Genomic DNA, 26635 nt, shown 5'->3' with positions numbered 1-26635 from the left:
CCCTCAACCGCCCCGAAAGGATGAACCATGAGCAAGGTGAAGGATGCTCTGAAGCTGATGAAGGATGAAGAGGTGGCCTATGTGGACATCCGCTTCACCGACCCCAAAGGCAAGCTGCAGCATGTGACGCTGGACGTCGATCTCGTCGACGAGGATTTCTTCGAGGAAGGCTTCATGTTCGACGGCTCCTCGATTGCCGGCTGGAAGTCGATCGACCAGTCCGACATGAAGCTGATCCCCGACGCAGGTTCGGTCTATATCGACCCGTTCTATGCCGAAAAGACCATGTGCGTGCATTGCAACGTGGTCGAGCCCGACACCGGCGAGCCCTACAGCCGCGACCCGCGCGGCACCGCCGCCAAGGCCGAGGCCTACCTCAAGGCCTCCGGTATCGGAGACGCTGCCTATTTCGGCCCGGAAGCCGAATTCTTCCTGTTTGACGACGTGCGCTATTCGGTCACGCCGCAGAAGGTCGCCTACCAGATCGACGCCCATGACGCCGCCTGGAACACCGACACGGAGTACGAAAGCGGCAACCAGGCGCACCGCGCGGCCCACAAGGGCGGCTATTTTCCGGTCAATCCGGTCGACGCGGCCCAAGACATCCGCGGCGAGATGCTCTCGACCATGAAGCGGATGGGCATGAAGGTCGACAAGCACCACCACGAGGTGGCGACCGCCCAGCACGAGCTTGGCCTGATCTTCGGCGGCCTCGTCGAGCAGGCCGACAATATCCAGAAATACAAGTATGTGATCCACAATGTGGCGCACGCCTACGGCAAGTCGGTGACCTTCATGCCGAAGCCGATGAAGGGCGACAACGGCTCGGGCATGCATGTGAACATGTCGATCTGGAAGGGCGGCAAGCCGCTGTTCGCGGGCGACAAGTACGCCGACCTCAGCCAGGAAGCGCTGTGGTTCATCGGCGGCATCCTGAAGCATGCCAAGGCGCTCAACGCGCTGACGAACCCCTCGACCAACAGCTACAAGCGCCTGATCCCGGGTTTCGAGGCGCCGGTGCTGCGCGCCTATTCGGCCCGCAACCGGTCGGGCTGCGTCCGTATTCCGTGGACCGAAAGCCCGAAGGCCAAGCGCGTCGAGGCCCGCTTCCCCGATCCGGCGGCCAACCCCTATCTGGCTTTCGCGGCCCTGCTGATGGCCGGTCTTGACGGGATCAAGAACAAGATCGACCCGGGTCCTGCGTCCGACAAGGACCTTTACGATCTGCCGCCCGAGGAACTGGCCGAGATCCCGACCGTCTGCGGCAGCTTGCGCGAGGCGCTCGAGGAGCTGGAAAAGGACATGGACTTCCTTCTCGCAGGCGACGTCTTCACCCGCGACCAGCTGGAAGGCTACATGGCGCTGAAATGGGAAGAGGTCTATGCCTACGAGCATACGCCCCACCCCGTCGAATATGCGATGTATTATTCCTGCTGATCTTCATGGATCGCTGCATCACTCAACCGGAAGGGGCGCCGTCGGGCGCCCCTTTTCATTCGCCGCCATTTGAACGACAAAGCGTCCCGAACGTTTCGCATTCCGGTCTAAATCCTTCGGTAACCGGAATGTGGATGAATGGGACCGGAGGGGCGGAATCATGAAAAGCCATCACCGTTCGATGACCATGCCCGGGCAGGAGGCGACGCTCTCGCAGCTTCTGGCCTGGAAGGCGCTTCTGGACAGCCAGGATGTGAGCCGCTGGGCCGAGGCGACGCGCCGTCCCTGTGAACTGCCAAGTGTCGTCGATATCGCGAAGCGCGATGGTTTCCTCTCGGATCTGTCGCGCCGCTTGGGCAATTGATCTAAGGGGCAGAGATCCCCGATCTGCTTGCGGGTACATCGGGCGACATATCGCCCGATGTTTTCTTGATGAGCGACTAACTACACAGAAGCTGCGCTCATGTTTCGGTCTCACGGCAGCGGGCAGCCCGCGTCAAGTCGTCTGACACGCACGGCTGCACCAATAGCAACCATTCATCCGGTACCAACCCGGGTGGCGGCGCGTCGCGTCGTCCGGCAGGATCGAGCTTTCATCCGTCAGCAGCAACTCCCCTGGCAGTAGCGACTGCAGAACAGCGTTCATTGTTTCCAAAATGGTTCGCACCGCGCCACCGAGAAATCCGCCGCTCAGCCTTAGTGATGCCGCAATCGAATTCCAGATCGACCAGACGGACAAGATACGAGACCGGATATGACGAAACATCTCCCGCTGGTTGAAGCTGCAATCCTCTACGACCAGCCCTATGCAGCGCCTTTCTATGCAAACCTTCTGGAAGCGCTCAACGCAAAGGCTGCTGCATTCGGCGCAAGTTTGGTCCAAACCAATGCGAGTGGAGAGGGTTACGTTACCTTCCGTACCGATCGCATGTATGTCCTGATCTCGTTCAACCGGACGCCGCTCGCACCTGACGGGTTCAAGAGTGTGCTTGAGGCTTCGTTCACCCATAATACGCTCCCTGATGCTGCCCTTCGGGTCGCAAAGCACACGTGCAACATTTTCATCACGGTCGGCGACGGAAAGACACATCTTACGCCTGAATTACGGGAAATGACCGAACGATATGGCGTCCCGACAGGCGCTGGGCCGGTCGATGTCCGAGACAAGATCTACATGCTTCACGCGACTGTTCAAACGATCCTGAGCGAGGTCAGAGCTGCACCCACGGCGATCCACTGGTGCCAATCCGATATATTGGTCACGCCAAATAAGATCCCAGACCTCACCAAAGCAGTGCCTTTCCCCGTCACTCTGGTTACGCGGCCCGAATTCTACGATGCTGGCGAGGACGTAACAGGCAGGCAGCGCACCGCCACAATCATGGTGGGCGCGGATATCTTCTGCGGCAAGGCCTTCGTCTGTGACGCGACCACGCTCGATCCAAATAGCGTCATAACCATGATGACGGTTCTGCTCTTGGGGCATATCATCGAAGTCCAGATGCTCGAAGACGGGAAAAGCGGGTCTTGCAACGAGCAATATGCATTTACCGTGCGGCATAAACCGCCATCTGGTCAGTTTCCCGATGGCGCCATCGCGGTGATTGTAGAGGAGACTGGAGCCCCGGCCGAACGCCACGAAAGCACTGCGGCAGCCGCTTCGGCATGGAACACGGGCCGCCCGAGCGGCGTGTCCCGTCTGACGTGGGCGATCTTGAAGTTCGTTCAGCGGGTGGCGATAGCCATGCTTCTCACCAGTGCGGCCGTCGGCGGCTGGCTCTGGTACAACGGCTAAGCCGCAGCGCGCACCGGCTGGGCACGTTCTGCGAAGCCTCGCGATCGGGCGGCAAAGCAAGAATGCGGCTGCGTTCGTCGTAAATGGACGGCAATTCATGCGTTTCTTACCGCCAACTGCCGGGAAAGAGGGAGAGAGCGATGACCGAACCCTACGCCCGGACCCGCCGCAAGATCGACCCCGCCAGGGGGGACCGGCTTGGTGACGGCACGCCCAATGACAATGACCGGGTCGAGATCGGGCCGACGCAGCTTGCCTTCCGCGAGTGGGAGGCGGCGGGGCTGACCCTTCCGAACCTCGAGCGGATGCGGGAATACCGCTGGCGGCGGCTGGTCGATGCGCTGGTCGCACGCGACTATGGCGCCGTCCTGATGTTCGACCCTCTGAACATCCGCTATGCGACCGATACGACCAACATGCAGCTCTGGAACAGCCACAACCCGTTTCGCGCCTGCATGGTCTGCGCCGACGGTCATATGGTCGTCTGGGAATACAAGAACTCCCCCTTCCTCGTGACCTTCAACCCGCTGGTGAAGGAACTGCGCTCGGGCGCCTCGTTCTTCTACAATGTGTGCGGCGACGGGACGGAACGGGACGCGGCGGCTTTCGTTTCTCAGGTCCGGGAGGTCATGGCGGCGCATGCGGGCGCGAACCGCAGGATCGCGGTCGACAAGATCATGATCCACGGACTTCGCGCGCTGGAACGCGCCGGGTTCGAGGTGATGGAGGGCGAGGAGCTGACCGAGCGGGCGCGCTCGATCAAGGGGCCGGACGAGATCCTCGCGATGAAGTGTGCCCACCATGCCTGCGAGGCGGCAATCGCCGGGATGGAGGATTTTGCCCGCACAGAAGTGCCCAATGGCAATGTCAGCGAGGACGATATCTGGGCGGAACTGCATCGCGGCAATATCAAGCGCGGCGGCGAATGGATCGAGACGCGCCTGCTCGCCTCGGGGCCGAGGACGAATCCCTGGTTTCAGGAATGCGGGCCACGGATTGTTCAGAACAACGAAATCGTCGCCTTCGACACCGACCTGATCGGCGCCTATGGCATCTGTATCGACATCTCCCGCAGCTGGTGGATCGGCGACCGGCGCCCGACCAATGCGATGATCAGCGCGATGAACCACGGGCTCGACCATATCCGCGACCATCAGGCGCGGCTGAAACCGGGCGTCACGATTCGCGAGCTGACGCATGGCGGCCACCAGCTGGACGCCCGATACTGGAAGCAGAAATATTCCTGCAAGATGCACGGGGTCGGGCTGTGCGACGAATGGCCCTTCGTCCCCTACCCCGACGGTTGGGTCGATGGCGCCTTCGAGGTGGCGCTGGAGCCGGGGATGGTCCTCTGCGTCGAGGCTTTGGTTTCGCCCGAGGGCGGCGATTTTTCGATCAAGCTCGAGGATCAGGTGCTGATCACTGAAACAGGCTGCGAAAACCTGACGTCCTATCCGTTCGACCCCCGACTGACGGGCGAGGCGTGAGCGTCAGGCCCGGCAGTACCGCGACACCATCCGGTAGTCCTTGCGCGGGCCGCTGACGTGCCATTCCGCCTGCCAGTCGGGCCAGCGGGTGAAATCATAGCGCACGCGGTAGAGGTCCGGGGCGCAGAGATGGTCGGCCTCGGGCATGGGGTGGGCCGTATCGAACCGATGGAACGGCCGCCCGTCGCCGTGGGCGACGACGATCCCCTCGGCATCCGCCGACCAGATGTAGTCGCGCATCGCCTGAAACGGAGCGGCATCGCCATAGGTCAGAAGCCCGGTCTCGCGATAGCGCAGAAGCGGGCCATCCGGCGTGAAGCTCGCGGTCCCGGAAAACCGGCCCGGCTTTCCGCCCAGCCGGTCGTCGATCTGCCGTTCGATCCGCCATAATCCTTCGAAATCAGATAGCTGCACGCGCATCTTCACCTGTCGTATAGCCCGACTGACTGATCACCGCCGGGACCCGTGAAGCGCAGGGACTTGCCGTCGGCGCTCCGCTCGACATCGTAACAGGTCCAGGTGCCGGCCGGCGGCCAGACCGAACAATACTGGTCGTCCCTGACCCGCCATTGCCCCATCGTCGGCCCGCCGCCGGTATAGCGTGTGCTGCCGTCCTCGCCGAAGTCCTGCGTCGCGCCGCTCTCATAGACCAGATGCCGGGCATTGAGGGCATTGGTCACATCGCTGCCCTTGAGGAGCGTCCAGTCTTCCGCCACCGCCCCCAAAGGGACGGCAGACAGAAGAACCGCCGCAATCAACCGTTTCATCACGCCTCGCCCATTGTCACCCCGCGTCATGCAGTCTAGGACAGCCGCGAATTTCCGAACAATCAAGAGGCCGCGATGATCCCCCGGTACGCCCGCCCCGAAATGGTTGCCATCTGGTCGCCGGAAACCAAGTTCCGCATCTGGTACGAGATCGAGGCCCATGCCTGCGACGCGCAGGCGGCACTGGGCGTGATCCCCGAGGCCAATGCCGCGGCGGTCTGGCGGGCGAAGGACGTGGAATTCGACGTGGCCCGCATCGACGAGATCGAGGCGGTGACCAAGCATGACGTGATCGCCTTCCTCACCCATCTGGCCGAGCATATCGGCGCCGAGGAGGCGCGCTTTGTCCATCAGGGCATGACCTCGTCCGACGTACTCGACACGACGTTCAACATCCAGCTCGTCCGCGCCGCCGACATCCTGCTTGCCGACATGGACCGCCTGCTCGCCGCGCTGAAGAAACGCGCCTATGAGCACAAGGACACGGTGCGAATCGGCCGGTCGCACGGCATCCATGCCGAACCGACGACCATGGGCCTGACATTCGCGCGGTTCTATGCCGAGATGGACCGCAACAAGAACCGGTTGGAAAAGGCGCGCTGGGAAGTGGCGACCGGCGCCATTTCGGGCGCGGTAGGCACGTTCGCCAACATCGACCCGGCGGTCGAGGAGCATGTCTGCGAGAAGCTCGGCCTCCGCCCCGAACCGATTTCGACCCAGGTCATCCCGCGCGACCGCCATGCGATGTTCTTCGCGACCCTTGGCGTCATCGCCAGTTCCATTGAAAATGTGGCCATCGAGATCCGCCACATGCAGCGCACCGAAGTGCTGGAGGCCGAGGAATATTTCTCTCCGGGCCAGAAGGGCTCCTCGGCCATGCCGCACAAGCGCAATCCTGTGCTGACGGAGAATCTTACTGGCCTTGCGCGCCTTGTCCGCATGGCCGTGGTTCCGGCGATGGAGAATGTGGCGCTCTGGCACGAGCGCGACATCAGCCATTCAAGCGTCGAGCGCGGCATCGGCCCCGACGCCACTGTCACGCTCGATTTCGCGCTGAACCGGCTGGCGGGTGTGGTCGAGAAACTGGTGATCTACCCCGAGAACATGCTGAAAAACATGAACAAGTTCAAAGGCCTTGTGATGTCGCAGCGCGTCCTCTTGGCGTTGACCCAGGCCGGTGTTTCCCGCGAGGATGCCTACCGGCTGGTGCAAAGGAACGCGATGAAGGTTTGGGAGAAGGGCGCGGATTTCAAGACCGAACTTCTTGCCGACGCCGAGGTGACCGCCGCCCTCTCCCCCGCCGAGATCGAGGAAAAGTTCGACCTCGGCTATCACACCAAGCATGTCGACACGATCTTCGCCCGGGTCTTCGGCGGCTGACCGCCGACCCTGCCCCCTCATGGCTTTGTGATTTGCCAGACGCCGCCAAGACTGGCCAAATCCCGCAAGGACAGCCTTGAGGGAGGCAAGCATGACCATTCTCGCGCCGCTCGCGCTCGCCATGGGACTGATGTTGCCGGGCTTGGCGCTTGCGGCCGGATCGGACAGCGGGTCGGAGCCGAAACCGACCGAGACCTCGACCAAATGCAAGAAGTCCGAGGTCTGGGACGAAAAGACCCAGACATGCGTCGATGCGCAGTCGGGCCTTCTGGACAATGACACGCTTTTCGAAGGCGCGCGGGAACTGGCCTATGCGGGCCGCCCCGACGATGCGCTCGTCGTCCTGTCGGCGATGACCGAAGGGCGGACCGACCGGGTGCTCACCTATCTCGGCTTCGCCAGCCGCAAGGCGGGCCATGTCGAGGAAGGCATGAGCTATTATCAGGCGGCACTTGCGCAGAACCCCGACAATCTTCTGGCGCGGTCGTACATGGGGCAGGCCTTTGTCGAGATGAGAGAGATGGAACTGGCGAGCCTTGAGCTTGACGAGATCGTCGCGCGCGGCGGCGCCGGGACCTGGCCGGAACGCTCGCTGCGTGAGGCGATCGCCACCGGCGTAACCTACAGCTACTGAGGGAGGCAGGAATGCGCACCATCGCCGTTTTCGTGGCCCTGTTGGGCGGGCTCGGCCCGGCCTTCGCACTGGCCGAGGGCTGCACCCATGCCCGCCAGCAATCGGCCGAGATCAGCTGCGCCGAGGGCCAGGTCTGGGACGCCAAGGAAGCGCGCTGCGTCGTGCTCGACAGCTGAGAATCTGGGCGGCGCTTAACCCGGGCTTTACCCTGACTTGCGACGCTGGAGCATGTCCCCTGCCCCCGAGGTCGCCATGCCCGCCGTCGCCCCGATCCCGCGTTCCGCGCCCCTCTCGGACAGTGCGGTCTTTCAGCCCGCGCATGCGCTGACCGGTCGCCAGAAGGCGGCGGTGATCGTGCGGCTGCTGATCGCGCAGGGCGCAAGCGTGCCGCTCGCCGCGATGCCCGAGGATCAGCAGGCGGCGCTGACCGAACAGATGGCGGCGATGCGCGCCATCGACCGCGACACGCTCGCCGCCGTGGTCGAGGAGTTTTGCGATACGCTGGAAAGGATGGGCCTTTCCTTCCCCGGCGGCCTTGACGGCGCGCTGAAGGTGCTGGACGGGCATATCTCCGATGCCGCGGCCGGTCGCATGAGACGGCTGGCGGGCGGTGCCTCGAAGCTCGACCCCTGGGAAAAGATCAGGGGGGTGGAGGTCGAGCGCCTTCTGCCCATCGTCGCCGAGGAAAGCACCGAAGTGGCCGCCGTGATCCTGTCGAAGATCGCCGTGCCGCGCGCGGCCGAACTTCTCGGGCTGCTGCCCGGCGACCGGGCGCGGCGCATTGCCTTTTCCATGTCGAGAACCGCCGATATCGAGCCTGAGACGGTGAAGCGGATCGGTCATGCGATCCTTGGCCAGATCGAGGTGGTCAGGACCCCCGCTTTCGAGAAAAGCCCCGCCGACCGGGTGGGCGCGATCCTCAATGTCTCGCCCGCCGCGACGCGCGACGATGTCCTGCAGGCGCTGGAGGAAGAGGACAGCGTGCTGGCGGCGGAAGTGCGCAAGACCATCTTCACCTTTGCCCATATCCCTGCGCGCATCCTGACCCGCGATGTGCCGAAGATCATCAAGGAGGTCGAGCAGGAGGTGCTGATCAAGGCGCTTGCCGGGGCGAAGGGCGAGGCGGCGGAGGCCGCCGAGTTCCTGCTCGCGAACATGTCCCAGCGCATGGCCGGAGGCCTGCGCGAGGAGATGGCAGCGCTCGGCCGCCTGAAGGAGAAGGACGTCGAGGCGGCGCAGACCGCCGTCGTCATCGCGATCCGTGACCTTGAGGCGGCGGGCGAACTGGTGATGATCGTTTCGGAGGAAGAGGAAGAGGGCTGATCCCGTCGCACCGGGGCGGAACAGGGCGTTTGCCCCTTGCGCCCGACGCGGCCCGGCGCCAGAGTGCCGCGCATCCTGAAGGCGCCCCCATGTCATCGAGCCCGTTGCGTTTCCTCGCCCGTTACCCCGATTTCGCGCGCTTCTTCTGGGCGATGATCTTCGTCAACATCGGCGGTCAGATCCAGGCGGTGACCATCGCCTGGCAGATCTACGATATTGCCCGCCGCACGATGGGCGTGAAGGAAAGCGCTTTCCTCGTGGGCATGGCGGGGCTCGCGCAGTTCCTGCCGCTCTTCTGCCTGGCACTCATCGGCGGATCGCTCGCCGACCGGATGAGCCGCCGGGCGATCGTGATCGGCGCGCTCGGGGTCGAGACTGTGACCGCGATCCTCCTTGGCCTCTTTGCGCTCCGCGGCGACGAAACCTTCCTGCCGATCTTCGCCAGCATCGCGCTCTTCGGTGCCGCGCGCGCCTTCCTGCAACCGGCCTCGACCGCGATGAAACCGATGCTGGTGCCGCGCGCCGAGATGCCGCGCGCGATCTCGCTCAGTTCGCTGGCCTGGCAGTTCGCAGTGATCCTCGGCCCCTGGATCGGCGGGCTGATCATCGCCCAGGCTTCGCCAACCGTTGCCTACGTGATCGTCGCCTGCCTGTATCTGACCGGCATCGCCATCTGCCTTGCGATCCGCCTCTCGACCACCCCAGTCCGGCAGGCGGGCGGCGCGCTTCGCCAGATCCGCGAGGGGCTCGTCTATGTCTGGACCAACAAGATCATCCTCGGCGCCATGTCGCTTGACCTCTTCGCGGTGCTTCTGGGTAGCGTTGTAGCACTTCTGCCCGCCTTTGCCGCCGACGTGCTGCATGTCGGCCCGGAGGGATTCGGGCTTCTCCGCTCCGGCCCGGCGCTCGGGGCGGCGGTCGCCGCCTACCTGCTGGTGCGGCGGCCGATGGTACGCCATGCCGGACGACGGATGCTGTGGGCGGTGGCGCTTTTCGGCATAGCGACGCTGGTCTTCGCGGTTTCACGGTCCATGATCCTGTCGGTCGCGGCCCTCGCCGTCCTTGGCGCCGCCGACATGATCTCGGTCTATGTTCGCCAGACGCTCGTACAGATCGTCACTCCAGACCATATGCGCGGCCGGGTCTCTGCCGTGTCGGGCCTCTTTATCTCCGCCTCGAACGAGCTGGGCGAGTTCGAAAGCGGCGTCGCGGCCCGCCTGCTCGGCCCGGTGGGCGCGGCGATCTTCGGGGGCGTCGGCACGCTTGTCGTCACCGGGCTCTGGGCGAAATGGTTCCCCGAACTGCGCGATGCCGACCGGCTTGATGGCAAGGACCGGCCCGAGCCCGAAGCGGCGAAGCCGTCGCTCGCGGCGCAGTAGGCGCCCGACCGCAATGAGGGCTGCAAGGCCCGATGAGCGGCCCCGTCAGCCCGCCTTGGCCTTTGCTGCAACCTTTTCCGCCAGATCGCGCGCCACACCGAAGGCGGCCTTGATCCGCTCGCCCTCGCGCGGGAAATCACCCGTTACAACGATCTTGTTGTCCTTGACCCGCGCCGCGCCGCCCTGCGCCTGCAGGAATTCCACCAACCCCGCCGGATTGGCGAACTTGTCATTATGGAACTGCACCGTGACGCCCTTCGGCCCGGCGTCAAGCTTGGCAATGCCCGCCCGCTTGCAGGTGCCCTTGATCCGCACCACCAGCAGAAGCGTGTTCACCTCGCGCGGCAGGGCGCCGAACCGGTCGATCAGTTCGGCCGCGAACCCCTCAAGCTCGGCCTTCGTGGTCAGATGCGACAGGCGCCGGTAAAGGCCGAGGCGCACGTCGAGGTCGGGCACATAGTCTTCGGGGATCAGCACCGGCACGCCGAGGTTGATCTGCGGCGCCCACTGGCCGTCGTCGGCATCCGCCCCCTGCAACGCGCCCGACTTGAGCTTGGCGATCGTTTCTTCCAGCATCGCCTGATAGAGTTCATATCCCACCTCGCGGATATGGCCGGACTGTTCCTCGCCCAGCAGGTTGCCTGCGCCCCTAAGGTCAAGATCCTGCGACGCAAGCGAGAAACCCGCCCCTAGGCTGTCGAGCGAGCCGAGCAGCCTCAGCCGCTTCTGCGCGGCGGGCGTCAGCGGCGCGCGGGGCTTGGTCGTGAGGTAGGCATAGGCGCGGGTCTTGGCGCGCCCGACCCTTCCCCTGATCTGGTAAAGCTGCGAGAGGCCGAACATGTCGGCCCGGTGGACGATCATCGTGTTCGCGGTCGGGATGTCGAGGCCGGACTCGACGATGGTCGTGGCCAGCAGCACGTCATACTTGCCGTCGTAGAATTCGTTCATCCGTTCGTCGAGGTCGCCTGCCGCCAGCTGGCCGTGGGCGACGATATAGCTGACCTCCGGCACGTGGTTCTTAAGGAAATCCTCGATTTCAGGCAGATCGGCGATGCGCGGCACCACATAGAACGACTGCCCGCCCCTGTAGCGTTCGCGCAGAAGTGCCTCGCGCACCGTCACCGCGTCAAACTCGCTGACATAGGTGCGGATCGCCAGCCGGTCGACGGGCGGCGTTCCGATGATCGAGAGGTCGCGCACACCGGTGAGCGACAGTTGCAAGGTACGGGGAATGGGCGTCGCGGTCAGGGTCAGGACGTGGATTTCCGACCGCATTTCCTTCAGCCGTTCCTTGTGTTGAACGCCGAAATGCTGCTCCTCGTCGATCACCAGAAGCCCGAGATTGCGGAACTTCACCGCCTTCGCCAGCACCGCATGTGTGCCGATGACGATATCGACCGTGCCGTCGGCCAGCCCGTCGCGGGTCAGGGCGGCATCCTTCGCCGAAACGAAGCGAGAGAGCGGCCTGACGGTGATCGCCGTCCCCCGGAACCGTTCGGCGAAGGTCTTGAAATGCTGGCGGGCGAGCAATGTCGTCGGCGCGATGACCGCCACCTGCACGCCCGACATGGCCGCGACGAAAGCCGCGCGCATCGCGACCTCGGTCTTGCCGAAACCCACGTCGCCGACGATCAGCCGGTCCATCGGCGATCCGGCCTCAAGGTCGGCGATCACGTCGCCGATGGCCGCAAGCTGGTCGTCGGTTTCCTGGTAGGGGAAGCGCGCGGCGAACGTGTCCCATTCGTGGTGCGGCGCCTCTAGGATCGGCGCATGACGAAGCGCGCGTTCGGCCGCGACCCGCATCAGCCGTTCGGCGATCTGGCGGATACGCTCCTTGAGCTTCGCTTTCTTGGCCTGCCAGGCCCCGCCGCCCAGCTTGTCGAGCAGTCCCTCCTCATGGCCATAGCGGCTCAGAAGCTCGATATTCTCGACCGGCAGGTAAAGCCGCGCGCCTTCGGCATATTCGAGGTGCACGCATTCGTGCGGCGCGCCGAGCGCCGTGATGGTTTCAAGGCCCTTGTAGCGCCCGACACCATGTTCGACATGGACAACCAGATCGCCGGGCGACAGCGATTGCGCCTCGGTCAGGAAATTCTCCGCCCGCCGCCGCTTCTTCGCGCCCCGGATCAGCCTGTCGCCCAGCACGTCCTGTTCGGAAATCACCGTGAGGCCAGAGGCCTCGAACCCGTGTTCCAGCGCCCATACGGCCAGATGCAGCGCACCCTTTCCGTCGGGCACCTCGCGGATGTCACGGACAAGATGCGCGCCCTTGACGCCTTCGTCCTCCAGCAGGCCCTTCAGACGCTCGCGCGCCCCCTCGGAATAGGAGGCGACGATGACCTGCCCCTCCTTCAACCGTACCTTCAGATGATCGGACAGCGCACCGAAGAGGCTCACATTTTCCAGCTGCCGCTCGGGCGCGAAATTGCGGCCGATCCTGCCACCCGCGTCCAGAACGCCCGGTCCGGTCGGTTGCGGCAGCGCGACGAGCTGGATGGTGCGGTGGCCCGCGATGGCGGCCTCCCACCCCTTGTCATCCAGATAGAGCAGATGCGGCGGACAGGGCTTGTAGATCGTGTCGACCCGGTCCTTGCGCTTGAGCGCCTCGGCGCGGCTGTCATACTGGTCCTCTATCCCCTCCCAGCGGGAAAGCCGCGCGGGCGTCAGCTGATCGTCCATCATCACCGAAGCGCCGGGGAGATAGTCGAACAAAGTCTCCAGGCGTTCGTGGAAATAGGGCAGCCAATGTTCCATCCCCGAGTGCTTTCGGCCCGCGCTTACTGCCTCGTACAAAGGATCGTCGGTGCCCGCCGCGCCGAACTCGATCCGGTAATTCTGGCGGAAGCGGGTGATCGCCGCCTCGTCAAGGATGACCTCGGAGACCGGCGCCAGCTCAACCCGGTCCAGCTTTTCGATGGTGCGCTGGCTCGCGGCATCGAAGCGCCGGGCGCCGTCGAGCACATCGCCGAAAAGGTCGAGCCTGACCGGCCCGCCCTGCCCCGGCGGATAGATATCGATGATGCCGCCGCGCACCGCGTAATCACCGGGCTCCGACACCGTCGAGGTCTGGGAAAAGCCCATGCGGACGAGGTAGGACCGCAGCCCCGCCTCGTCGATCCGGCTGCCGACCTTGGCCGCGAAAGCGGCCTCGCGCACGACCGCGCGGGCCGGCAGGCGTTGGGTCGCGGCATTGAGCGTCGTCAGCAGAACGACCGGCGCCGCAAGCCCGCGTGCGAGCGTCGCGAGTGCGGCCATGCGCGCGGCGGCAATATCGGCATTGGGCGAGACCCGGTCATAGGGCAGGCAATCCCAGGCCGGAAAGGTCATGACCGGGGCTGAGGGCGCGAAGAAGGCAAGGGCGGCCCGCATCGCCTCCATCCGCTTGTCGTCGCGGGCAACGAACAGGACGGTCGCGCCGCGGTCAAGCTCGCGGGCGACAAGGCGGGCGTCGAAACCTTCGGGCGCGCCGGAAAGGATGATCTGGCCGGTGGTCGTCATGCGCCTGACCTAGCCGCCCGGACGGTCGTGTCAAGCCGTCGCAGGCCCCGCGCCATCAGCCAAGCGGCGAGACGTTGAAATTGACCAGCATCCCCCAGGTCGCCGTGACGGTGATCGTCAGAACGCCGATCGCCTGCACGAGAATCCGGTGCCAGTGCAGCCGGTGGCATAGCTGCTCGCCGTCTCCCGCCTCGTCGCGGATGCGCCGGGCGGTACGGGCAGTGAAGATGCCGACGATGGTGATGGGAAAGAGCAGAAGGAACACCGCCTGACAGAACTCGACCCCGTACCAGAAACCGAGAAGGGCAAGCATCGTGTGAACGCAGGCGGCGAGCGCCGCGAGCACTGTCCCGGCCTCTCTCACGATGAACTGGATGCGGTTTGTGTTGATCCGGGCGAGCGCCATCAGATCTTCCATCGCTGCGCCGCCTTGCCGCCGTGCCCGGATCACCATGTCGAACGGAATTCCCAGGACCCAGTGCGAAGCGGTGGACCAGGTGACGGCGAGGGCGATCCAGTACCAGAGATTGGAGAATGAACGCAGGTCGATGAGATCGAGCAGAAGCTGCGTCAGTTTCAAGCGAATCTCCGTTCCAAATCGCCGGGTCCTGCCCCGTCCCGGCATGCTAGCCGCGCCCTGCGACGGTTTCCACCCTTGTGATCGCGGAAAAAGCGTGGCAGCGGAAAGGGAAAGCCGCAGCCCTTCCTAAGGAGAACCGCCCGTGACCGGTCTTCAGATGACCCATCGCTTCCGCCGCCTGCGCCGGACGGGCGCCTTGCGCGCCCTCGTCTCGGAAACCCGGCTGTCGGCGGCCGATTTCATCTGGCCCTTGTTCATCACCGATGTGCCCGGCGCCGATGTCGAGGTGCCCTCCATGCCCGGCGTCCGCCGTCTGAGTGTCGACGGCGCGGTACGCGCAGCGGAGGAAGCGGCGCGGCTTGGCATTCCCGCTGTCTGTCTCTTTCCCTACACCGACCCCGCACTGAAGACCGAAGCCTGCAAGGAGGCCTGGAACCCGGGCAACCTGACCAACCGGGCGATCCGGGCGATCAAGGCGGCGGTGCCGGAGGTCGCGGTGATGACCGATGTGGCGCTTGATCCCTACAATGCCAACGGCCACGACGGTTTGGTGAAGGATGGCGTGATCCTGAATGACGAGACGGTCGAGGCGCTGGTGCGCATGGCGCTGGCGCAGGCCGAGAGCGGCGCCGACATCCTCGGGCCCTCCGACATGATGGATGGAAGGATCGGCGCAATCCGCATGGCGCTGGAGACGGCCGGTCACAAGGATGTGGCGATCCTCTCCTACGCCGCGAAATATGCCTCCGCCTTCTACGGCCCGTTCCGCGACGCGGTGGGGGCATCGGGCGCGCTCAAGGGTGACAAGAAGACCTATCAGATGGACCCGGCCAACCGCGCAGAGGCACTGCGGCTTGTCGGGCGCGACCTTGACGAGGGCGCGGACATGGTGATGGTCAAACCCGGCATGCCCTACCTCGATATCTGCCGCGAGGTGAAGGACGCCTTCGGCGCGCCGACCTTCGCCTATCAGGTGTCGGGCGAATATGCGATGCTGAAGGGCGCGATCGGGAACGGCTGGGTGAAGGAGGAGGTCATCCTCGAAAGCCTTCTTGCTTTCCGCCGCGCGGGCTGCGACGGCATCCTCACTTATTTTGCGCCCGCGGCCGCGCGGATGTTGGCCGGTGGCTGAACCGGGTATCCGGCCCGGGGTGACAGGCCGCTTGCGGTAGCTTATACTTTTCGCACATCCAGCGCGGCGCCCCTGAAGGAAGCAGCGCGGGACAATGACAACAGGTGGGCACGAGCATGATGAATTTTTCCCGACGCGAACTCGTACTGGGCGGCGCGGCCCTGGGCCTCGCTTCCTGCGGCAATGGCGTGGGCAGCAGGGGCGGCGCAACGATCGACGCGCGTGTCGATGCGACGCGCGACTATATGCGCGCGAATTTCCCCGATGCGGCCGCAAACATGGGCAGGGCGCTCGGTATCCTCTACATGCCGCTCGTGACCGAAGCAGGCTTCATCTTCGGCGGCGCCTACGGGCGCGGCGCGCTGCGCATCAATGACGTGACGGTGGATTACTATACGGCCGCCCAGGCGAGCTGGGGCCTGCAGGCGGGCGCGCAGCAATATGCGCATGTGCTCTTGTTCATGACGCCGGACGCGCTGGCGAATTTCCGCGCCTCGCCCGGCTGGACGGCCGGCGCGGATGTGCAATATGCCTTCCCCGACGGCGGCAAGAGTGCCGGTCTCAGCACCGCGACGGCGACCGCCCCGGTCATTGCCTATGTCTTCGGCCAGGCAGGCATCATCGCGGGCGTCTCGCTCAAGGGCACGAAATATACCCGGATCATTCCCTGAACGGCAGAGCGAGAGGGCTGTCTGCCCTCTCGCGCTCTCCCGAGGATATTTGTCGACGGAAGCGGAGCAGACGGTATTGGACGGGGTCAGCCGATGGCGCGAAGCCGCGCGATCAGGCTGGATGTGTCCCAGCGCCCGCCACCCAGTTTCTGCACATCCTTGTAGAACTGGTCGATGAGCGCGGTGACCGGCAGGCTGGCGCCGTTTTCCTCGGCGGTGCGCAGGCAGATGCCGAGGTCCTTGCGCATCCAGTCGACGGCGAAGCCATAGTCGAACTTGCCTTGTTTCATCGTCTTGTGGCGGTTGACCATCTGCCAGCTGCCTGCCGCGCCCTGGCTGATCACCTCGACCAGTTCCTCGATGTCGAGCCCGGCCTTTTCGGCGAAGTGCAGGCCCTCGGAGAGGCCCTGGACGAGACCGGCGATACAGATCTGGTTGACCATCTTCGCAAGCTGGCCCGCCCCCGAGGGGCCGAGACGGCGGCAGATGCGGGCGTAAGCCGCTACCACCGGCTCGGCGGCCGCATAAGCGGCTTCCTCGCCGCCGCACATCACCGAAAGGACGCCGTTTTCCGCGCCGGCCTGCCCGCCGGAGACCGGGGCATCGACGAAGCCGAGGCCAAGCGCGGCAGCCTCGCCCGCAAGCTCCCGTGTCACGGCGGCGGATACGGTGGTGTGATCAACGAAGATCGCGCCCCCGGCCATTCCGGCAAAGGCGCCGTCCGCGCCGGTGCAGACCGCGCGCAGGTCATCGTCATTGCCGACGCAGGCCATCACGAAATCCGCGCCCTGAGCCGCCGCGCGCGCCGTGTGGGCCGCGCGCCCACCGTGCTTTGCAACCCATGCCTCTGCCTTCGCGGCGGTGCGGTTCCAGACCGTCACCTCATGGCCCTTGGCGACAAGATGCCCCGCCATCGGAAAGCCCATGACCCCGAGCCCGAGGAATGCAACCTTGGCCATTGCGCGCCGTCCTTCCCATCCATTGGCCGCGCCCGATTGCGCATCGGCCTCAAAGGCCGTAGTTAACCGCCCTGCCCCTTCCGTCAACCCCGCCGGTTCGGGCGCCGCACTCAAACCGGCCGGTTTCCATGGTTTCTGTCTTCCGCTGGCTCGTCCGCCTTGTCGCCCTGATGATCCTCGCGGTGATCCTCGCCGCGACAGGCGGCTATTATTTCGCCGCGCGCTCGCTGCCCGACTATGACGAGGCGCGCACCGTCGCCGGGATCACGGCGCAGGTCGAGATCGTGCGCGATACGGCGGATGTGCCGCATATCTTCGGTGCGACGGACACGGATGTCTTCTTTGCCCTCGGCTATGTTCATGCGCAGGACCGGCTCTGGCAGATGCTGGTGGCGCGCTGGACGGTGCAGGGGCGGCTTTCCGAAGTGTTCGGCGAGCGGACGGTGAAAAGCGACGAACTGATGCGGCGGCTCGATCTCTACGGGCTTTCGGTGAAATCCGTCGTGGCGCAGGACGAGGCGACGCGGGGGGCGCTCGATGCCTATGCGCGCGGCGTGAATGCCTGGATCGAGACGGTGAACCGCGAGGCGCGCGGACGCGGCGCGCCGGAGCTGTTCCTCTTTCCCGCCGAGATTGCCGTCTGGCAGCCTGCCGATTCCATCGCGCTGATGAAGCTTTTCGCCTTTCAGGAAAGCTCGCAGCTGCAAAACGAGGTCCTGCGCGCGCGGCTCTCGCTTCTGTCCGCCGACTGGGCGGACGATCTGCTGCCCGCCGTCCCCGGTACGCCGGTCGCGGCCCTACCGCCCTATGCGGCGCTTGCGCCCGGGCTTCTGCCGGACCCCGCGCTGCGCTATGCGGGTGACGATGATGCGCGCGATCCGCTTCAGGCGATGCGGCCACGCGACATGGCGGGCGCCTCGAACGCCTGGGCGGCGGCCCCCGCCCGGTCGGCGGCGGGGGGTGCGCTTCTGGCCAACGATCCCCACATGGCCTTCACCGCGCCCGCGCCCTTCTACCTCGCGCGGCTCGAACTTGCCTCGGGCGGCGTCATCGGCGCGACCATTCCCGGCATTCCCGCCATCCTCGCCGGACGGAACGAGGCTTTCGGCTGGGGGATAGCCGCCTCCTACGCGGACGATCAGGACCTGTTCGTCGAAGAACTGGACCCCGCCGATGCCGCGCGCTACCGCACGCCCGAGGGCTGGGCGCCGTTCGACACGAAGAAGACCATCGTCACCGTCAAGGACGCGGCGCCGGTGACGCTGACGCTGCGCTGGTCGGCAAATGGCCCGGTGCTGCCCGGCAGCCATTACGATCTGCAGTCGGTGACGCCGAAGGGCCATGTCATGGCGCTGGCCTGGACCGGTCTGTCCGGGGCTGACACGACGATGAGCGCGGCCATCGCGCTCATGCAGTCAAGGACGATCGACCAGGGGATGGAGGCGGGGGCACGCCAGATCGCGCCGGCCCTGACCGTGACGCTGGCCGACAGGACCCGCGTCGGCATGGCGCTTTTCGGCGCGCTGCCCGTGCGCGATCCGCAAAGTCAGTCACAGGGTCGCCTGCCCTCGCCCGGATGGCGCCTGGCCAATCGCTGGGCCGGTATCCGCCCGGCCGACGACAATCCCCGCTTCATCGACCCGGCGGGCGGCATCGTCGGCACCACCAACAGCAAGCTCGTCGACCTGCCCTTCCCCGACCATGTCTCCTTCGACTGGGGCGACAGCCAGCGCGTGCAGCGCTGGTCGCGGCTGATGCAGGAACGCGAGGTCCATACCCGCGAAAGCTTCATTGCTGCCCAGCTCGACACCAACGCCACCGATGCCCGCACCATCCTGCCGCTCATCGGCCGCGACCTGTGGTTCACCGGCGAGGCGGCGCCCGAGGGCACGCCCGAACGGCTGCGCCAGAAGGCGCTCGACCTGCTTGCCGCCTGGGACGGCGACATGAACGAACATCTGCCCGAACCCCTGATCTATGCCGCCTGGTCGCAGGCCCTGCAGATGCGGCTCATCCGCGACGAGCTTGGCCCCCTGGCCGATGCCTTCCGGCGGGTGGAGCCGCTTTTCATCGAACGGGTCTACAAGGATGTGGGCGGGGCGGCGCACTGGTGCGACATCATGCAGTCTGCCCCGGTCGAAAGCTGCACCGACATCGCACGGCTGGCGCTTGACGATGCGCTTCTGGAGCTGAAGGACCGCTTCGGGCCGAAGATCGAAAGCTGGCGCTGGGGCGATGCGCACGAGGCGCGGCAGGATCACCCGACGCTCGGCCTCGCGCCGTTCCTCTCCTGGATCGTCAACCTGCGGCAGTCGACCTCGGGCGGCGATCATACGCTGATGCGCGGCATGACGGGCCTCGACCCGGCCGATCCGTTCCTGAACGTCAACGGCCCGGTCTATCGCGGCGTCTATGATTTCGCCGATCCCGACAGTTCGGTCTTCGTCATCTCGACCGGCCAGTCGGGCCATCCGCTGTCACGCCACTACGACGACCTGAGCGAGCTGTGGCGGCGCGGCGATTATGTGCCCATGTCGCTCGACCCCGCGCTCGCGCGGGCGGCGGCGACCGGGATCACCCGCCTGACACCGTCGGGCGGATAGGTCGCAGCACAGCGAGGAGAGCACGCAAGGGCTCGACGAGCGGCCCCGGGTCACGCCCGTCAGACTTCGCGCAAGCCCGCCGCGAAGCGGCGAGCATTGGCGCGGTAGCCTTCGGCCGATTTCAGAAGCCGTGCCCGCGCCTCCGCGTCCAGTTCGCGCACCACCCGGCCCGGCGCCCCCATCACCAGGCTGCCGTCGGGGATATGCTTGCCCTCGGTCACCAGCGCGCCCGCCCCGATCAGGCAACCAGACCCGATCACCGCGCCATTGAGGATCGTGGCGCCCATGCCGATCAGTGTGCCGTCACCGATGGTGCAGCCATGCAGCATCGCCTTGTGGCCGATGGTGCAATCGGCGCCGACCGTCAGCGGAAAACCCATGTCGGTGTGCAGCACACAGTTTTCCTGCACATTCGAACCGCGCCCGATGCGGATCAGCTCATTGTCGCCGCGCATGGTGACGCCGAACCAGATGCCGACCTCGTCCTCCAGCGCCACCTTGCCCATCACATGGGCGCCCGGCGCGATCCAGACATCGCGACCGATCTCGGGGCGGATACCGTCCAGTTCATAGATCATCTGGCGCCAAACTCCCTGTTCAGGCCGCGCACGAAATCCGACAGACCCGGCTGGCGGTCGCGGCGCAGACGCTCGGCAGCGACGATCATCTTCAACTCTGCCTCGGCCCGGTCCAGATCGTCATTGACCAGCACATAGTCATATTCGGCCCAATGGCTGATCTCGGCCTCGCTTTTCGCCATCCTGCCGCGGATCACCTCGTCGCTGTCCTGCCCGCGCGTGCGCAGGCGGCGTTCCAGTTCCGCAATCGACGGCGGCAGGATGAAGATCGACACGACGTCGCCCGCCATCGCCTGCCGGATCTGCTGGCCGCCCTGCCAGTCGATGTCAAAGAGCGTGTCGCGCCCCTCGCGCATCGCCTGTTCCACCGGGGCGCGCGGCGAGCCGTAGAGATTGCCGAAGACCTCGGCATGTTCCAGCATCTGGTTCTCGGCGACCAGCGCCTCGAACTCCGCCCGGCTCTTGAAATAATAGTCTTTCCCGTCCACCTCGCCCGGCCGTGCCGCGCGGGTGGTGGCGGAGACCGAAAATCTCAGCGTCGGGTCCCAGGCCATCAGCCGTTTCGACAGGGTCGACTTGCCCGCGCCCGACGGCGAGGAGAGGATAAGCAGGAGTCCCCGCCTTTGCATCTGGCGTCGCATCGTCATTCCACGTTCTGAACCTGCTCGCGCATCTGGTCGATGACCGTCTTGAGGTCAAGCCCGATCCGCGTCAGCTCTACATTGCCGGACTTGGAGCAGAGCGTATTGGCCTCGCGCATGAATTCCTGCATGAGGAAATCGAACCTCTTGCCGACCGCCCCGCCCCCGGCCAGAAGCTTGCGCGCCGCCGCGACATGCGCCGATAGCCGGTCCAGTTCCTCGGTCACGTCGGCCTTCACCACCAATAGCGCCAGTTCCTGCGCGACGCGGTTCGGGTCGGCCTCGCCCGCGCCCGAAAGGACACGCGCCAGATTGTCACTGAGGGTCGCTTCCATCTGCGCGCGCCGCGCCTCGGCCGCCTGTGCCGCCTCGGCAACCAGCGCCGCGATCCGCTCGGTCTGACCCGAGATAACGCTGGCGAGCGCCGCGCCTTCCTCTGCGCGCATGGCGATGAAGTCATCAAGGGCAAGGCCAAGATCGGCGAGCAGCGCGGGAAGCAGGGCCGACTGATCGTCCGCGCCGCCGTTGGTGTCGAGAACGCCTTTCAGCCCCAGTATCTCTGCCGGTGACATCGGGCGCGTCTCGAACCCCGCGGCGCGCGCCGCTGCCTCCGCACGGCCAAGCGCGAAAAGCGCCGCATGCAGCGCGGGCTCATTCACCCGGTAGCTGTCGGCCGAGACTTCCTGCGCCAGGCGCAGGGTGACGCTGACATTGCCGCGCGCCACGCGGGCCGATACCGCCGCGCGCACCGCCGCCTCCAGCCCCTCGATCCCGTCCGGCAGGCGCGGGCGCAGATCGAACCCCTTGCCGTTCACCGACCGGATATCCCAGGTCCAGCCTGCGCCTGCCCCTTCGCCGCGCCGCGCGGCAAAGCCGGTCATCGAATTGAGCGTGCCCTTAACCATTTAACACTTTCGCGCCCCCATGCTCGCTAAAATTGTGTAGATTAACACTTGAGTAAGCTTTCCGGTCCTAGGGTTAACAAAGCCTGACTTCCTGGGCAACGCGGACCGGATCATTCGAGACACCGCACGGCACATGGATTGGTCATGGATCAGGAAAATATCGTTCCCTTCGCGCATGTCAGGACCGAGATGCAGTACGCCCCGATTTCCGAAGTGAGGGCCTATTGGGAGGCACTGCGCAATGGCCGCAAGGTGCCCTTGCGGTCCGAGATCGACCCGCGCGGCATCGAACGCGCGCTGGAACGGGCCTTCATCCTTGAACGGATCGCGCCACAGGTGGCGCGCTTCCGCCTCTCGGGGATGGCGCTCAGCGAACTGATGGGGATGGAAGTGCGCGGCATGCCCTTCTCGGCGCTCTTCACGCCGGGAGGGCGGGCCGAACTGGCCGAGGTGATCGAAGGCGTCTTCCGCCTGCCGCAGATCGCCGAACTGGACCTGACCGGCGAAAGCGGCTTCGGCCGGCCGCCGCTGACGGCGCGGCTCGTGCTTCTGCCCTTGCAAAGCGATCTTGGCGACATCAGCCGCGCGCTTGGCTGTCTGGTCGCTGAAGGCTCTGTCGGCCGCGCGCCGCGCCGGTTCGACATTTCGGCAGCGCGGGTCACGCCGATCGTCGAAGGGCGCCCGACCGAGCGTCCCGGCCCCGCCCCGGCCCTTGCCCGCGGTTTTGCCGAAAGCCAGATCCCCTATGTGCCCCGGACGGGGCGCGACCGGAGCCATCTGCGGCTGGTGACGTCGGGCGAATAGCCGCCTCTCGCCGGAGCGGCTCGTCGAGCATTTCATGCACTCCTCGCGACGATGACCCGACGCGTGCACAAAGTGCTGGAGGAGGATGCCCGCCTTACATTCCGGCGGCGCGGGCCATGGCGCGGCGGTCCTGCAGTTCCTCGGCGACAAGGAAGGCCAGTTCCAGCGACTGGCTGGCATTGAGGCGCGGGTCGCAGGCGGTGTGATAGCGGTCCGACAGATCCTCGTCGGTCACCGCCCGCACCCCGCCGGTGCATTCGGTCACATCCTTGCCGGTCATCTCGAAATGCACCCCGCCCGGGATCGTGCCCTCGGCCTTGTGCACGCCGAAGAATTCCCGCACCTCGCGCAGCACGCTTTCGAACGGCCGGGTCTTGTAGCCCGAGGCCGACTTGATCGTGTTGCCGTGCATCGGGTCGCAGGACCAGACGACAGTCGCGCCCTCCTCCTGCACCGCGCGGATGAGGCGCGGCAGGTGGTCGCCAACCTTGCCCGCGCCGAACCGCGCGATCAGCGTCAGGCGCCCGGCCTCGTTGTCCGGGTTCAGCTTGGCCATCAGCACTTTCAGATCGTCCGCCGTGGTCGAGGGCCCGCATTTCAGCCCGACCGGGTTCTGCACGCCCCGGCAGAATTCGACATGCGCCCCGTCGGGCTGCCGCGTGCGGTCGCCGATCCAGATCATGTGACCCGAGCCCGCGACCGGCAGGCCGGTCGTCGAATCGATCCGGCACAGCGCCTCTTCATATTCCAGAAGCAGCGCCTCGTGGCTGGTGTAGAAATCGACCGTGCCAAGCTCGTGCGCGGTTTCCGACGTCACACCGGCGGCGGCCATGAAATCCATCGCATCCTGGATGCGCACCGCGATCTCGCGATAGCGTTTGGCGTCCGCCTCATCGGTGAAGGAGGAAATCCAGCTCTGCACCCGGTGGATATCGGCATAACCCCCGGTCGAGAAAGCGCGCAGAAGGTTCAGCGAAGCGGCGGCCTGGGTATAGGCCTGAAGCATGCGCGACGGGTCGGGCACCCGCGCCGCCTCGGTGAAATCGAAACCGTTGATAATGTCGCCCCGGTAGGAGGGCAGTTCCACGCCACCCATCACTTCGGTGGGCGCCGAGCGCGGCTTGGCGAACTGGCCCGCGACCCGGCCGATCTTGATGACCGGCACTTTCGCGCCCCAGGTCAGCACGATCGCCATCTGCAGGATGACCTTGAACGTGTCGCGGATATTGTCGGCGGAAAACTCCGAGAAGCTTTCGGCGCAATCGCCGCCCTGCAACAGGAACGCCCGGCCCGCCGCCACCTCGCCAAGCGCGCGCTTCAGCTTGCGCGCCTCGCCCGCGAAGACCAGCGGCGGCATCTGCGACAGCGTCGCCTCGACCGAGGTCAGCGCGGCCTGATCCAGGTAATCGGGCATCTGCACCCGGGGCTTCGTGCGCCAGTCGGATTTGGTCCAGCCCTTCGTCATCTCAATCCTCGACATGCTTTAGCGATAACGGCCTTGCCTTATAGAGAGGGGCAGGAAGAGACGCAAACAGATAGCCGCATAAAATAATCGAAAACCGACCATAAAACGCCGCGAAACATCCTTGCGCGCGGACCCGTTCAGGTGTTAGGTGCGCGAAACGACACAAACAGGTCGCATTATGCAGGTGGCCACGTCCCGCGCCAAGAAGGAAACAAGTGACGGCGTGCCGACGCGTCGCTTCGTCTTCCTGCTTCTCGATCGCTTCACCATGATCTCCTTCGCGGGCGCAATCGAGCCTTTGCGCCTTGCCAACCGCATGCTCGGCACCGCGGCCTACAGCTGGCGCCTCGCGGGCGAGAACGGGCGCGACGTCTCCTGTTCGAACGGCGCCTCGTTCCATCTCGACATGGGGCTCGAGGAGATCGACCGCGAGGATGCGCTTCTGGTCTGCGGCGGCATCGACGTGCAGAAGGCGACGACCAAGCCGGTGCTCAACTGGCTGCGCCGCGAGGCGCGGCGCGGCGTCAGCATCGGCGGCATCTGCACCGGCAGCTACACGATGGCCAAGGCCGGGCTTCTTGACGGCAAGAGGGCGACAATCCACTGGGAAAACCAGGATGCCTTCATAGAGGAATTCGAGGAGGTCAAGCTGACCAAGTCGGTCTTCGTGATCGACGGCAACCGGATGACGACCGCAGGCGGCACTTCCTCGCTCGACCTGATGCTGAAGATCATCGCCCAGGACCATGGCGAGGACCTCGCAAATTCGGTCGCCGACCAGCTGATCTACAGTTCGATCCGCACCGATCAGGACACCCAGCGCCTGTCGGTCCCGACCCGGATCGGCGTGCGTCACCCCAAGCTTAGCCAGGTCATCCAGATCATGGAGGCCAATATCGAGGACCCGATCAGCCCGGCGACGCTTGCCGACGATGTCGGCATGTCGACGCGGCAACTCGAACGGCTGTTCCGCCGCTACCTGAACCGCTCGCCCAAGCGCTATTACATGGAGCTGCGCCTGCAAAAGGCCCGCAACCTGCTGATGCAGACCGACATGAGCGTCATCAACGTGGCGCTTGCTTGCGGTTTTGCCAGCCCATCGCATTTCTCGAAATGCTACCGCGCGCATTACCAGACCACGCCCTACCGCGAGCGTGGCAGCTTCGGCAAACCTGGCGCCACCCGTCTGTCCATCTGAGTTAGACCGGCAATCTTCATGCTTGATTTCGCCGTGTATATATTTTAAGTTCAAAATAAAAAACGCCGGAAGCGCACTGCAAGGTGCCGCCAAGGGAGGGGAGTTCCGGGGGATATTCCGATTGCTTTTCGGGAATCCCGGATTAGGTTCTGACGCAGGACATTGGTCCAATATGGGAGTGATCAAATGAAAAAACTTCTTGCTGCCACGGCGGCGAGCGCACTTTTTGCCGGTGTGGCTTCGGCGGACGAGGTCAAGATCGGCGTTCTCCTCGGCTTCACCGGCCCGATTGAATCGCTGACCGGTTCGATGGCGACGGCTGCCGAAGCCGCGATGAAGGAAGTGTCGGATTCGGGCCTCTTCATGGGTGGTTCGACCGTTACCAGCATCCGCGCCGATTCGACCTGCATCGACAGTGCCGCCGCCACCGCTGCCGCCGAAAAGCTTGTCACTTCGGACAAGGTCGCCGGTCTTGTCGGCGCCGACTGCTCGGGTGTGACCGGCGCCGTCCTGTCCAACGTCGCCGTTCCGAACGGCATCGCGATGATCTCGCCCTCGGCGACCTCGCCCGCGCTTTCGACGGCAGAGGACAATGGCCTCTTCTTCCGCACCGCGCCCTCGGACGCGCGCGAAGGCGAGATTGCCGGCATGATCATGGCCGAGCGCGGCATCAAGTCGGCTGCGCTGACCTACTCCAACTCCGACTACGGCAAGGGTCTTGCCGAAGCGATCCAGAAAGGCTTCGAGGCGCAGGGCGGCACGATCACCATCAATGCGGCGCATGAAGACGGCAAGGCCGACTACTCGGCCGAGGTCGCCGCACTTGCTGCTGCGGGCGGCGATATCCTCGTCGTCGCCGGTTATGTCGACCAGGGCGGTTCGGGCATCCTGCGTGCCGCCGTCGACACCGGGGCCTTCTCGCTCTTCGAACTGCCGGGCGGCATGATCTCCGACACACTCACCCAGAACGTGCCTGAAGGTCTGAACGGCTCGTTCGGCCAGGTTCCGGGCAACGACTCGCCGGGCCTCAAAACGCTCGGCGACATGTCGGGCGGCGCGTTCGACGTCTCCTCGCCCTACACGCCCGAAAGCTATGATGCAGCGGCGCTCATGCTCCTCGCCATGGCTGCGGCCAACTCGACCAACTCGGCCGACTACGCGCCGAAGATCATGGATCTGGCCAACGCGCCGGGCGAAAAGATCTACCCGGGCGAACTGAAGAAGGCGCTCGAGATCATCAACGCAGGCGGCGACATCGACTATGTCGGCGGCTCGGCGGTGGAACTGATCGGACCGGGTGAATCGGCCGGCAACTACCGCGAGATCGAGGTGAAGGACAACAAGATCGAAACGGTGAAATATCGCTGATCGTTCTTGATCCATGGGGCGGCCCGGTGCA

The 26635-nt window shown here is 65.2% G+C and carries 24 protein-coding genes; 15 read left to right on the top strand and 9 right to left on the bottom strand.

Annotated elements, in window-relative coordinates; translation table 11 throughout:
• The first annotated feature begins 27 nt into the window (after positions 1-27).
• From glnA to dddP, 4 genes are all read left to right on the top strand, one after another.
• Positions 28-1437, top strand: coding sequence for a type I glutamate--ammonia ligase (gene glnA, locus P0645_RS03465; protein ID WP_284163160.1), 1410 nt, complete (start codon positions 28-30; stop codon positions 1435-1437).
• 160 nt (positions 1438-1597) lie between these two features.
• On the top strand, positions 1598-1801 hold the full coding sequence (locus tag P0645_RS03460) for a hypothetical protein (RefSeq protein ID WP_284163159.1): 204 nt from the start codon (positions 1598-1600) through the stop codon (positions 1799-1801).
• A 390-nt stretch (positions 1802-2191) separates the two neighbouring features.
• The gene (locus P0645_RS03455) at positions 2192-3232 is read left to right on the top strand and encodes a hypothetical protein (RefSeq protein ID WP_284163158.1); all 1041 of its coding nucleotides are present in this window, start codon (positions 2192-2194) and stop codon (positions 3230-3232) included.
• A gap of 140 nt (positions 3233-3372) precedes the next feature.
• Positions 3373-4719: a dimethylsulfonioproprionate lyase DddP gene (dddP, locus tag P0645_RS03450; protein ID WP_284163157.1), complete on the top strand. Its 1347-nt coding sequence runs from the start codon at positions 3373-3375 to the stop codon at positions 4717-4719.
• 3 nt (positions 4720-4722) lie between these two features.
• Here the strand turns inward: dddP and P0645_RS03445 are convergent, their stop codons facing one another.
• Positions 4723-5139 carry a DUF6314 family protein gene (locus P0645_RS03445; protein ID WP_284163156.1) on the bottom strand — a complete coding sequence of 139 codons (417 nt, stop codon included), beginning with the start codon at positions 5137-5139 and terminating at the stop codon, positions 4723-4725.
• A gap of 2 nt (positions 5140-5141) precedes the next feature.
• Positions 5142-5486 (bottom strand): hypothetical protein, encoded by a 345-nt coding sequence (locus P0645_RS03440; protein WP_284163155.1) that lies wholly within the window; start codon positions 5484-5486, stop codon positions 5142-5144.
• 75 nt (positions 5487-5561) lie between these two features.
• On the opposite strand from P0645_RS03440, the gene purB reads away from it, so the two are divergent.
• The 5 genes from purB to P0645_RS03415 all read left to right on the top strand — a co-directional run bounded on the left by purB (position 5562) and on the right by P0645_RS03415 (position 10202).
• Positions 5562-6866, top strand: coding sequence for an adenylosuccinate lyase (gene purB / locus P0645_RS03435; protein WP_284163154.1), 1305 nt, complete (start codon positions 5562-5564; stop codon positions 6864-6866).
• Positions 6867-6957: 91 nt separating this feature from the next.
• Positions 6958-7500, top strand: a complete 543-nt coding sequence (locus tag P0645_RS03430; protein WP_284163153.1) for a tetratricopeptide repeat protein — start codon at positions 6958-6960, stop codon at positions 7498-7500.
• An 11-nt stretch (positions 7501-7511) separates the two neighbouring features.
• Positions 7512-7676, top strand: coding sequence for a hypothetical protein (locus tag P0645_RS03425; RefSeq protein WP_284163152.1), 165 nt, complete (start codon positions 7512-7514; stop codon positions 7674-7676).
• 76 nt (positions 7677-7752) lie between these two features.
• Entirely contained in the window at positions 7753-8823 is a 1071-nt protein-coding gene (locus tag P0645_RS03420; protein WP_284163151.1) for a flagellar motor switch protein FliG, read from the top strand.
• Between the two features lie 89 nt (positions 8824-8912).
• Positions 8913-10202, top strand: coding sequence for an MFS transporter (locus P0645_RS03415; RefSeq protein ID WP_284163150.1), 1290 nt, complete (start codon positions 8913-8915; stop codon positions 10200-10202).
• A gap of 45 nt (positions 10203-10247) precedes the next feature.
• Here P0645_RS03415 and mfd read toward each other — a convergent pair whose 3' ends face one another.
• Entirely contained in the window at positions 10248-13700 is a 3453-nt protein-coding gene (gene mfd / locus P0645_RS03410; protein ID WP_284163149.1) for a transcription-repair coupling factor, read from the bottom strand.
• 55 nt (positions 13701-13755) lie between these two features.
• Positions 13756-14280 carry a component of SufBCD complex gene (locus tag P0645_RS03405; protein ID WP_284163148.1) on the bottom strand — a complete coding sequence of 175 codons (525 nt, stop codon included), beginning with the start codon at positions 14278-14280 and terminating at the stop codon, positions 13756-13758.
• Positions 14281-14437: 157 nt separating this feature from the next.
• On the opposite strand from P0645_RS03405, the gene hemB reads away from it, so the two are divergent.
• Positions 14438-15412 carry a porphobilinogen synthase gene (hemB, locus tag P0645_RS03400; RefSeq protein ID WP_284163369.1) on the top strand — a complete coding sequence of 325 codons (975 nt, stop codon included), beginning with the start codon at positions 14438-14440 and terminating at the stop codon, positions 15410-15412.
• A 116-nt stretch (positions 15413-15528) separates the two neighbouring features.
• Positions 15529-16083, top strand: a complete 555-nt coding sequence (locus P0645_RS03395; RefSeq protein WP_284163147.1) for a lipid-binding SYLF domain-containing protein — start codon at positions 15529-15531, stop codon at positions 16081-16083.
• A gap of 86 nt (positions 16084-16169) precedes the next feature.
• On the opposite strand, the gene P0645_RS03390 is transcribed toward P0645_RS03395, so the two are convergent.
• Positions 16170-17042, bottom strand: coding sequence for an NAD(P)-dependent oxidoreductase (locus P0645_RS03390; protein ID WP_284163146.1), 873 nt, complete (start codon positions 17040-17042; stop codon positions 16170-16172).
• A gap of 128 nt (positions 17043-17170) precedes the next feature.
• On the opposite strand from P0645_RS03390, the gene P0645_RS03385 reads away from it, so the two are divergent.
• Positions 17171-19645 carry a penicillin acylase family protein gene (locus P0645_RS03385; protein ID WP_284163145.1) on the top strand — a complete coding sequence of 825 codons (2475 nt, stop codon included), beginning with the start codon at positions 17171-17173 and terminating at the stop codon, positions 19643-19645.
• 59 nt (positions 19646-19704) lie between these two features.
• Here P0645_RS03385 and P0645_RS03380 read toward each other — a convergent pair whose 3' ends face one another.
• Genes P0645_RS03380 through P0645_RS03370 form a run of 3 tightly spaced genes read right to left on the bottom strand, consistent with a single transcriptional unit; the run spans position 19705 to position 21769 of the window.
• Positions 19705-20223: a gamma carbonic anhydrase family protein gene (locus tag P0645_RS03380; RefSeq protein WP_284163144.1), complete on the bottom strand. Its 519-nt coding sequence runs from the start codon at positions 20221-20223 to the stop codon at positions 19705-19707.
• The gene (gene gmk, locus P0645_RS03375; RefSeq protein ID WP_284163368.1) at positions 20220-20852 is read right to left on the bottom strand and encodes a guanylate kinase; all 633 of its coding nucleotides are present in this window, start codon (positions 20850-20852) and stop codon (positions 20220-20222) included. Before gmk ends, P0645_RS03380 begins: the two co-directional genes overlap by 4 nt.
• A 14-nt stretch (positions 20853-20866) precedes the next feature.
• Positions 20867-21769, bottom strand: a complete 903-nt coding sequence (locus P0645_RS03370; RefSeq protein ID WP_284163143.1) for a YicC/YloC family endoribonuclease — start codon at positions 21767-21769, stop codon at positions 20867-20869.
• Positions 21770-21913: 144 nt separating this feature from the next.
• Here P0645_RS03370 and P0645_RS03365 point away from each other — a divergent pair, with 144 nt between their 5' ends.
• A complete protein-coding gene (locus P0645_RS03365; protein ID WP_284163142.1) occupies positions 21914-22573 on the top strand; it encodes a PAS domain-containing protein in 660 nt (219 codons plus the stop codon).
• A gap of 94 nt (positions 22574-22667) precedes the next feature.
• Here P0645_RS03365 and P0645_RS03360 read toward each other — a convergent pair whose 3' ends face one another.
• The gene (locus P0645_RS03360) at positions 22668-24038 is read right to left on the bottom strand and encodes a class II 3-deoxy-7-phosphoheptulonate synthase (RefSeq protein ID WP_284163141.1); all 1371 of its coding nucleotides are present in this window, start codon (positions 24036-24038) and stop codon (positions 22668-22670) included.
• Between the two features lie 178 nt (positions 24039-24216).
• On the opposite strand from P0645_RS03360, the gene P0645_RS03355 reads away from it, so the two are divergent.
• Together P0645_RS03355 and P0645_RS03350 are read left to right on the top strand one after the other, a co-directional pair.
• Positions 24217-25236 (top strand): GlxA family transcriptional regulator, encoded by a 1020-nt coding sequence (locus P0645_RS03355; protein WP_284163140.1) that lies wholly within the window; start codon positions 24217-24219, stop codon positions 25234-25236.
• 186 nt (positions 25237-25422) lie between these two features.
• Positions 25423-26604, top strand: coding sequence for an ABC transporter substrate-binding protein (locus P0645_RS03350; protein WP_284163139.1), 1182 nt, complete (start codon positions 25423-25425; stop codon positions 26602-26604).
• The last annotated feature ends 31 nt before the right edge of the window (positions 26605-26635 follow it).

The organism is Frigidibacter sp. SD6-1 (assembly GCF_030143255.1).
GTDB lineage: Bacteria > Pseudomonadota > Alphaproteobacteria > Rhodobacterales > Rhodobacteraceae > TMP-24.
This window is presented reverse-complemented; position numbering and strand designations above follow the sequence as displayed.

What these genes read in the sequence shown, in the direction of transcription:
- glnA (WP_284163160.1), top strand. Translation starts at nt 28, where the DNA reads ATGAGCAAGGTGAAGGATGCTCTGAAGCTGATGAAGGATGAAGAGGTG.
- P0645_RS03460 (WP_284163159.1), top strand. Translation starts at nt 1,598, where the DNA reads ATGAAAAGCCATCACCGTTCGATGACCATGCCCGGGCAGGAGGCGACG.
- P0645_RS03455 (WP_284163158.1), top strand. Translation starts at nt 2,192, where the DNA reads ATGACGAAACATCTCCCGCTGGTTGAAGCTGCAATCCTCTACGACCAG.
- dddP (WP_284163157.1), top strand. Translation starts at nt 3,373, where the DNA reads ATGACCGAACCCTACGCCCGGACCCGCCGCAAGATCGACCCCGCCAGG.
- P0645_RS03445 (WP_284163156.1), bottom strand. Translation starts at nt 5,139, where the DNA reads ATGCGCGTGCAGCTATCTGATTTCGAAGGATTATGGCGGATCGAACGG.
- P0645_RS03440 (WP_284163155.1), bottom strand. Translation starts at nt 5,486, where the DNA reads ATGAAACGGTTGATTGCGGCGGTTCTTCTGTCTGCCGTCCCTTTGGGG.
- purB (WP_284163154.1), top strand. Translation starts at nt 5,562, where the DNA reads ATGATCCCCCGGTACGCCCGCCCCGAAATGGTTGCCATCTGGTCGCCG.
- P0645_RS03430 (WP_284163153.1), top strand. Translation starts at nt 6,958, where the DNA reads ATGACCATTCTCGCGCCGCTCGCGCTCGCCATGGGACTGATGTTGCCG.
- P0645_RS03425 (WP_284163152.1), top strand. Translation starts at nt 7,512, where the DNA reads ATGCGCACCATCGCCGTTTTCGTGGCCCTGTTGGGCGGGCTCGGCCCG.
- P0645_RS03420 (WP_284163151.1), top strand. Translation starts at nt 7,753, where the DNA reads ATGCCCGCCGTCGCCCCGATCCCGCGTTCCGCGCCCCTCTCGGACAGT.
- P0645_RS03415 (WP_284163150.1), top strand. Translation starts at nt 8,913, where the DNA reads ATGTCATCGAGCCCGTTGCGTTTCCTCGCCCGTTACCCCGATTTCGCG.
- mfd (WP_284163149.1), bottom strand. Translation starts at nt 13,700, where the DNA reads ATGACGACCACCGGCCAGATCATCCTTTCCGGCGCGCCCGAAGGTTTC.
- hemB (WP_284163369.1), top strand. Translation starts at nt 14,438, where the DNA reads ATGACCCATCGCTTCCGCCGCCTGCGCCGGACGGGCGCCTTGCGCGCC.
- P0645_RS03395 (WP_284163147.1), top strand. Translation starts at nt 15,529, where the DNA reads ATGATGAATTTTTCCCGACGCGAACTCGTACTGGGCGGCGCGGCCCTG.
- P0645_RS03390 (WP_284163146.1), bottom strand. Translation starts at nt 17,042, where the DNA reads ATGGCCAAGGTTGCATTCCTCGGGCTCGGGGTCATGGGCTTTCCGATG.
- P0645_RS03385 (WP_284163145.1), top strand. Translation starts at nt 17,171, where the DNA reads ATGGTTTCTGTCTTCCGCTGGCTCGTCCGCCTTGTCGCCCTGATGATC.
- P0645_RS03380 (WP_284163144.1), bottom strand. Translation starts at nt 20,223, where the DNA reads ATGATCTATGAACTGGACGGTATCCGCCCCGAGATCGGTCGCGATGTC.
- gmk (WP_284163368.1), bottom strand. Translation starts at nt 20,852, where the DNA reads ATGCAAAGGCGGGGACTCCTGCTTATCCTCTCCTCGCCGTCGGGCGCG.
- P0645_RS03370 (WP_284163143.1), bottom strand. Translation starts at nt 21,769, where the DNA reads ATGGTTAAGGGCACGCTCAATTCGATGACCGGCTTTGCCGCGCGGCGC.
- P0645_RS03365 (WP_284163142.1), top strand. Translation starts at nt 21,914, where the DNA reads ATGGATCAGGAAAATATCGTTCCCTTCGCGCATGTCAGGACCGAGATG.
- P0645_RS03360 (WP_284163141.1), bottom strand. Translation starts at nt 24,038, where the DNA reads ATGACGAAGGGCTGGACCAAATCCGACTGGCGCACGAAGCCCCGGGTG.
- P0645_RS03355 (WP_284163140.1), top strand. Translation starts at nt 24,217, where the DNA reads ATGCAGGTGGCCACGTCCCGCGCCAAGAAGGAAACAAGTGACGGCGTG.
- P0645_RS03350 (WP_284163139.1), top strand. Translation starts at nt 25,423, where the DNA reads ATGAAAAAACTTCTTGCTGCCACGGCGGCGAGCGCACTTTTTGCCGGT.